The organism is Oleiphilus sp. HI0067 (assembly GCF_001635735.1).
Window position 1 is genome coordinate 1 of sequence record NZ_LWFI01000978.1, and the last position, 6,447, is coordinate 6,447.

Annotated in this window: 5 protein-coding genes and 1 pseudogene; 2 read left to right on the forward strand and 4 right to left on the reverse strand. The window is 44.6% G+C overall.

Annotation, left to right across the window (positions count from 1 at the left end):
• Window positions 1-459: 459 nt before the first annotated feature.
• Window positions 460-1,683, forward strand: a complete 1,224-nt coding sequence (locus tag A3739_RS12755) for a methyl-accepting chemotaxis protein (RefSeq protein ID WP_068478201.1) — start codon at window positions 460-462, stop codon at window positions 1,681-1,683.
• Between the two features lie 32 nt (window positions 1,684-1,715).
• Here A3739_RS12755 and A3739_RS12760 read toward each other — a convergent pair whose 3' ends face one another.
• A complete protein-coding gene (locus A3739_RS12760) occupies window positions 1,716-2,756 on the reverse strand; it encodes an AraC family transcriptional regulator (protein ID WP_068478204.1) in 1,041 nt (346 codons plus the stop codon).
• A gap of 194 nt (window positions 2,757-2,950) precedes the next feature.
• Between A3739_RS12760 and A3739_RS12765 the strand changes: the two genes are divergently transcribed.
• Window positions 2,951-3,808 (forward strand): metal-dependent hydrolase, encoded by an 858-nt coding sequence (locus A3739_RS12765; protein ID WP_068478285.1) that lies wholly within the window; start codon window positions 2,951-2,953, stop codon window positions 3,806-3,808.
• A 39-nt stretch (window positions 3,809-3,847) separates the two neighbouring features.
• Here A3739_RS12765 and A3739_RS12770 read toward each other — a convergent pair whose 3' ends face one another.
• The 3 genes and pseudogenes from A3739_RS12770 to A3739_RS12780 all read right to left on the reverse strand — a co-directional run.
• Window positions 3,848-5,068 (reverse strand): hypothetical protein, encoded by a 1,221-nt coding sequence (locus A3739_RS12770; RefSeq protein ID WP_068478206.1) that lies wholly within the window; start codon window positions 5,066-5,068, stop codon window positions 3,848-3,850.
• A gap of 1 nt (window position 5,069) precedes the next feature.
• Window positions 5,070-6,197 carry a methanobactin export MATE transporter MbnM gene (locus tag A3739_RS12775; protein ID WP_068478287.1) on the reverse strand — a complete coding sequence of 376 codons (1,128 nt, stop codon included), beginning with the start codon at window positions 6,195-6,197 and terminating at the stop codon, window positions 5,070-5,072.
• 61 nt (window positions 6,198-6,258) lie between these two features.
• A pseudogene (locus A3739_RS12780) lies at window positions 6,259-6,447 on the reverse strand (metallo-mystery pair system four-Cys motif protein); the annotation flags it as partial.

The following is a 6,447-nucleotide window of genomic DNA, read 5'->3' on the forward strand; positions in this document are numbered from 1 at the left end:
ATAACGGTAGACTCTACATGAATTAAAAGTATGAGCCTTTAGGCGAGACGCTTTTTGTAGGCTACTAAAAAGCCAAACTCAAAGATTAGATGGAGCACGGCAACGATCACTAAAAGGTTAGAGCGGAGTGAAGCAAGCTCTTAGAACTTTGCAGATATCTTTGCGACAAGGACGGGGTTGATGATTCTATCAATTGACTAAAGTAAAAAATGATTGAGATCTTTTAAATATTAATGATAATCATTATTATTTAATCATGCGTAGGTAAAAAAGGAAGAGTTTTACATGTTAAATAAAGGGAGTTATAGGAGGTGGCGCCGTTGACTAGTCCAATTGAAATTGGGCTTGACGCAGCGTCTAAATAGTTAGGCAAGAAAATATTCAAAAAGTATCGCGAGTGGCAGTTATGAATCGATCGGTTACTTATATACTTTATGGGTAGTTTTAAAGAGAGAGCATATGATGGCTGATGTAAAGATTGGACTTAGGGATCGTATTTTAATGAATGTAAGTTTAAAGGCGAAACTGCTTTTACCTGCTTGCTTAACTTTGCCCTTGGTCGCATTTGCCCTGTATCAATATAATCAAGCTATTTCTGAGGCAAGCTCAGAGGGGTTAATGTCCACCTTGGAGTTGAGTATGTGGCTGTTCGCTGGTAGTGGCTTCATTATCTTTTTCGCGCATTCTGTTATGTACAATGTTATGCCTTTACTGCAGCATATTATTGGTGTGATGAAAAATATTTTATCGGGCAATACTGATGATCGTATTGGATTTAGTGGCTCGGATGAATTTGGTCAAATCGGCTCATCGGTAGATGCAACTGTCGGTCATCTTTCTACGCTGATTACTTCTGTGAATGAAGCGATTGAGACGCTCACTATTCAGGTTGAAGATATTGATGAACAGTGTCGGTCAAGCACGAGCGAATTGATGCTTCAAAATGATAGTTTGATTCGTAGTTCCGCAGGTATTACTCAAATGGCACAGATTGCTAAAGATGCTTCTGCACGTGCTCAAAGCGCCGATGCCTTAGCCCAAAGTTTGGGAGACAGCATGTCACAGACGGAAACTACTATTGATCAGTTAGTTGCGAAGATGCATGGACTAAGCGGGCGTATGTCAAACTGTTCAGATTCAAGTCATGCCTTACGTGAAACATCTCAAAGTGTGAAAAATGTGTTAAAGGTGATTACTGATATCTCTGAACAAACTAATCTTCTCGCTTTGAATGCTGCGATTGAAGCAGCCCGAGCGGGAGAGGCTGGTCGTGGTTTTGCGGTCGTGGCAGATGAAGTGCGAACGCTTTCAGTGAAAACCCAAGACGCGACGGTTGAGATTCAATCTATGGTCGCTAGCCTAGAAGATACAACTGATCATTTGATGAAAATGATCGACGAAAGCAGCACTGAGACAAACAATGTCAGTGAGCAGTTTGTGGCGACTAAAGAGCAGCTTCAGTCCGTGTTCTTAAATACACAGGAGTTGAAATTGATTAACGCTGATGCAGCGAATGCGGCCACTGAGCAAAGTGCAGCGTCAGATGAATTAGCGCGCGACATTACTGCAACGCAAGATGGCGCTCAAACCTGCGTAAATAGCATGCACACCATTGAGCAGGCAAACGCACGTTTGCGCGAGACTGCAAATAATTTAGCCCAGGGTCTGCGCAAAGGCGCTTAGGGAAGTAAATAAAAGCACGCTTTTGCGTGCTTTTATTTTTGTTCAGTAGTTCTGTATTGCTTGGGCGTTAGCCCTGTTTGTCTCTTAAAAAACTTGGCGAAGTTAGAGTTATCGCTAAAGCCCAATTGATCAGCGATCAGCTCGATGGGTAGTTCGCTAGAAGACAGTTTTTCTTTTGCCGTGAAAAGTCTCACTTCATTTTTTAAGTCTTGATAGGTGTAATCAAGCTCGCCTAGTTTTCTCTTTAGAGTCGCCGCGGACATAAAATTTCGTTCTGCCACCACATCAATGCTGGGAAGGGCGCCTTCTTGTAGAGTGAGAAAATTCCGGACGCGATCGACCAAATCTTGCGGTTTTACTTTTCTTAGCTCCTCTTCGCATTGCGCTAAAGCGGCCTGACAAAGCGCCGTGTTCGCACTTTCAAATGGGGCGTCTAACCATTGGGTAGGGAAGTGCATCGCGCATTGTTTTGCGTTAAACGTGAAACAGCAATAATCCAAAACATGGTGCGGAAAGCCAGCTGGTTCAGGTGCATCGATTTCAATAATGACTTGTCCCTCAAGTGCGCACGAAGCACCAAGAGAGAGATGAACACTCTGTGCCATGCTAACCATCGTACTTAAATCAAAGAAACGTTGTACGTCTGGTGAATGCCCCATACCTTTCAAATCAGTAATTAGCGTCAAAGATACATGTTCTTCTCCGATGACGATTTTCGGGTATTGCGCAGCAAGCCTAGTGTTGTAGTACTTCGTTAATAAAGACAATCCCGCGCGTAAGGATGCGGATGTTTGAATTGCAACACCCAAAGCTCCGTGGCTTGATGGGCGCACCTGCAAACCATAGTAGACGGCATCAGCAATGGGCTGTTTCAGTTTTGCGTAGAGATTTTGCCCAACGCGATTGACGATAAAGTTGCTGACGAGTTCGGGGGGCTGAATGAAATCTGCGGCACTGAGTTCGCTGCCTTCTAAAAGTTCAGAAGGTTGAATGCCTCGGCTCAATGCGAAATCGCGAACAACAGGCAAGTAGTCGCCCGATGCAAGTGTAAGTCCGACGTTATTGTTATTCATATCAATGCGACATTCCCTACATATGAAATGAGCTCAAATGACTTTTTTTTGAAACCTTATCACCTATTGTCAAAGGCTTCAAAAGCGCACTATAGCTTTAACGCAATAATGACTGTTCCATAGTTGGAAAGTCGCAGGTTTAGGTTGTCGTTAAAGATGGCCTGATAATGATTACGCAGCTTAAGGTGAAAGTGATGACAAATACGACCGCTTCCAACAAGACGCCTTTGGATGTCCGTCCTCGTCATATGGAGTTCCCATATGCAGACATGTCGACGCGGGACTTCTTTGATAATAATTGTTTAAAAAGTGCTTATATTGCTGCGATGTCAGCGACCTTTCCAGATGGAGAAGCGGAGTTTATTAAGTCTGTGCGGCCTTATCGTAATGATACGAAAGACCCCAATTTAAAAGAACAAATTAAGGGGTTTATTGGACAAGAGGCACATCACAGCTTGCAACATAAGCGCTTCAATGAACAGTTGCGTGACAAAGGCTATGACGTCCCGCGCTTAGAAAAGGTCTTTTTGAAGGACTTAGAATGGTCGATCAAACGTCGCTCAGATAAACAGCGTTTGGCATTTACTGTGTGTGTTGAACACTTAACGGCAGTGTTTGCCTGTGACTATTTGAATCATAGAGAGCACTGGGCTGGCATGGAAGAGAGCATCGACCAATTGATGCATTGGCATGCAGTGGAAGAGATTGAGCATAAAAGCGTCGCGTTTGATTTGTATATGGAAATTTTTGGAGATCGTCGCTTATTGAAAAAGTCGATGTGTATTGCTTTGATTCTGTTGCCATATCGCTTCATGAAATACCAAGCGCGTTTACTGTGGTGGGCGAAGCGCATGCCACGCTGGTCTGAAGTAAAAGGGTTTTGGAAGTTTATGTACGGTAAACAAGGCATGACACGCCGCATGGCACCGCATTTGAAAGACTTTTTTAGAGATGATTTTCATCCATGGGATCAGGACGATTCTCATTTCGTCGATGAATGGAAAGAGTCTGTCTATAACCCGGATTATGATTTAAAGGCTAAGGCGGCTTAAGTATCAAAAAGCGCATGATCAACATGCGCTTTTTTCTTTTTAAAGTGCGTACTGGTCTCCCCAATATAAAGCTAATCGAGCAAAGTCTTGTGCATTTTGTGTCGTTTGATCATCGATATACTCAACGCGAAGCATGAGGCCCTCTTGTATTGAGTAGCTATAAGAGAGGCTTGCTCTCGATGACGTATGATCCGCGTGTTGCAATCCAGCTTGCTCGCCGAGAATCGGAGCGCCAGGGCCGCTGAGTCCGTTATCGGTTGATAATTCTTCATAGCCAATCGACAAGTTGTGTTTCTGATATTGAATCGATACGTTTATGTTGCCACCACGCATACTTGCATCAAGGCTCGACACTCTTGTTGCATCAGATAACTCTCCATCACTGTGTCTCTGTAACGCGGAGATTTCTAGTTGATACGAAAGCTCCGAAGACTGCTGCCATTTAATGATGCTTTCAAGGCCATAAAGGGTCTCATTACCTGTAAAAAGAGTCGGTGTTCGAACTGTGCCTGATGAGTGAATGTGGTCATCGGGAATATTATCTCTGCGACGTTTTACATCTGTGAAAAGACCCCATATACCAACAGTAGCTTGTAGTCGTTCAACGGTATGTTGGTAACGTGCAAACAGATCAAATGCAGGCTGATCGCTGTGATCGCTTCCTGGGTAATTCTCTCCATCCCAAATTTCAATGCCATAAGTACTTAAGCCCTGCGCTCCATGCCAGTTCATGAATTGTGCGCGGAGACCGATATTAGAGTATGTGCCTTCCAATGCGGTGAGAGCTGAAAGTGTTGGCTCAGTGAACGCCCGTTCATTAGGATGCTGGCCATTTTGTAGCGAAAAAGCGCCTTTCATTTTACCTGCTTCTAATTTGATATGTCCTGAAGTATGTGTCCAATGATAACCAAAGAAGGCTTGTTCGATTTCAGTTTCCACATCGCTTGAATGTTCATGAGCGCCAAGCTCTGTGTTTGTGAAAAAACCTGATTCATTAGCCCAAACAAAACCCAGTGTTGCGTCGTTGAGGCTCAAACCTTCTTCACTGGCGTGCATGGCTTCATTGCGGAGTATACCCGGGATATTCCAGTCATCGTTCTGAATATGATCTTGTGTTTGCCACGAAGCATAAATGCTTGAAGTGAGCGTTGCCTGTGGCATGTAGAGAAAGTCACCATGCGCATTGGCATTCATTGCCAAAAGCCCGTTAAGCGCACACGATAGCGTAATGCATATTGCCTGTTTTTTAGTGTCTATCATGTTAATTCCATGGGTTGCTAAAGCGTGGATCGCTTACGAAGCTGTTGTCAGTCAAGCTTTGGAGGAAGGCAATCACATCATTTTTGTCTTGCTCGGACATGTTAAAACCCGTCACAAAACTACTTTTGAAAGGGTTGAGTCTTCCATCTCCAGCATGAGGACCAGTTGTGATTAAACGTCCGCCGGCTGCATAGATTTCGAGGACTTCTCCTAATGTTGCCGCGCTACCATCATGTAAGTAGGGGGCAGTGAGAGCGACATTTCTTAGAGAAGGTGCGCGAAATTTTCCCATGTCGGACGGATCAGCTGTGATTTCAAATAGTCCTGTGTTGTCGTGCGGATAATCGCCCGTACCACCAATGTTGAATAATCCAGTATTGTGAAAGGGACGATTCACGAAGCTCATACTTCGATCCATCGTGGAGTCGCTGAGATGATAGCCGCCGTGGCAGTGGAAACACTCAAGCTCTTCGCTAAAGAACAATTGTCTGCCTCGATGTGCAGCAGCGCTTAGAGCAGTGGCATCGCCTTGTTCGAAGCGATCAAACGCTGAGTTGAAAGACACCATACCTCGAACAAAGCTCACGATCGCATCGCGAATGGTATTAAATGCGATAGGATCACCGAGCTCGGGATAGGCATCGTTAAACAAACTTTGGTAACGCGCCTCGTTTCGGATTCTATCAAGTACTTCTTCTTTGTTGCTGTCATCAATGCCATGCTCAATCGGATTCTCACCGAATAATGGCACAAGGGCCTGTTCTTCTAGGGTAATTAAGGCTGAGTTGGCCCAAGTTTGTGTTGCGTTATAAGCTACGTTCATTAAGCCCTGAGAGTTACGCGCTAAGAGTTCTCCAGTAGAACCTGTTGGCAATGCAATGCCATCACTAAAACCATGTTCTTGGATATGGCAGGACGCGCATGCTTGAGTGCCATTGCCTGAGAGGCGCGTATCGTAAAAAAGATGGCGGCCTAACTGGAACTTTTCTTCGCTCATTTGATTCGCGATGGGCTCGACAGGTAGGGGATATCTCTCTGGCAGATTCCATTCAAAACTTGTTTGGCTTGCATTGTGTGAGGTGTCGACAAAGTCACTTGAGCTACTGCTACATCCAGCCAGAGAAAGCATGAATATTGCGAAAAAGAGGCGCTTATTAAGCGCCTCTCTACAGACTAATAGCCGAAACATATTAACGAACACTAAAGACGGTTTGTGTGACGCTGCTATGCTCTGAGCCGATCGCGACATCTAGACCGAGTGCTTCAAATATTGATGCGCATTCTGGATCGGTCGCGCCTGACATGCACCCTGGCGCTCCATCTAGATCTTGAGTCAGATCTGAATTGCTCACTAGGTTGTCGAAGTTCAGTACGATTTG

Bases quoted from the DNA above. Each gene is read 5' to 3' on its own strand.
- A3739_RS12775 (WP_068478287.1), bottom strand. From the start codon at position 6,197: ATGCTTTCTCTGGCTGGATGTAGCAGTAGCTCAAGTGACTTTGTCGAC.
- A3739_RS12755 (WP_068478201.1), top strand. From the start codon at position 460: ATGATGGCTGATGTAAAGATTGGACTTAGGGATCGTATTTTAATGAAT.
- A3739_RS12770 (WP_068478206.1), bottom strand. From the start codon at position 5,068: ATGATAGACACTAAAAAACAGGCAATATGCATTACGCTATCGTGTGCG.
- A3739_RS12760 (WP_068478204.1), bottom strand. From the start codon at position 2,756: ATGAATAACAATAACGTCGGACTTACACTTGCATCGGGCGACTACTTG.
- A3739_RS12765 (WP_068478285.1), top strand. From the start codon at position 2,951: ATGACAAATACGACCGCTTCCAACAAGACGCCTTTGGATGTCCGTCCT.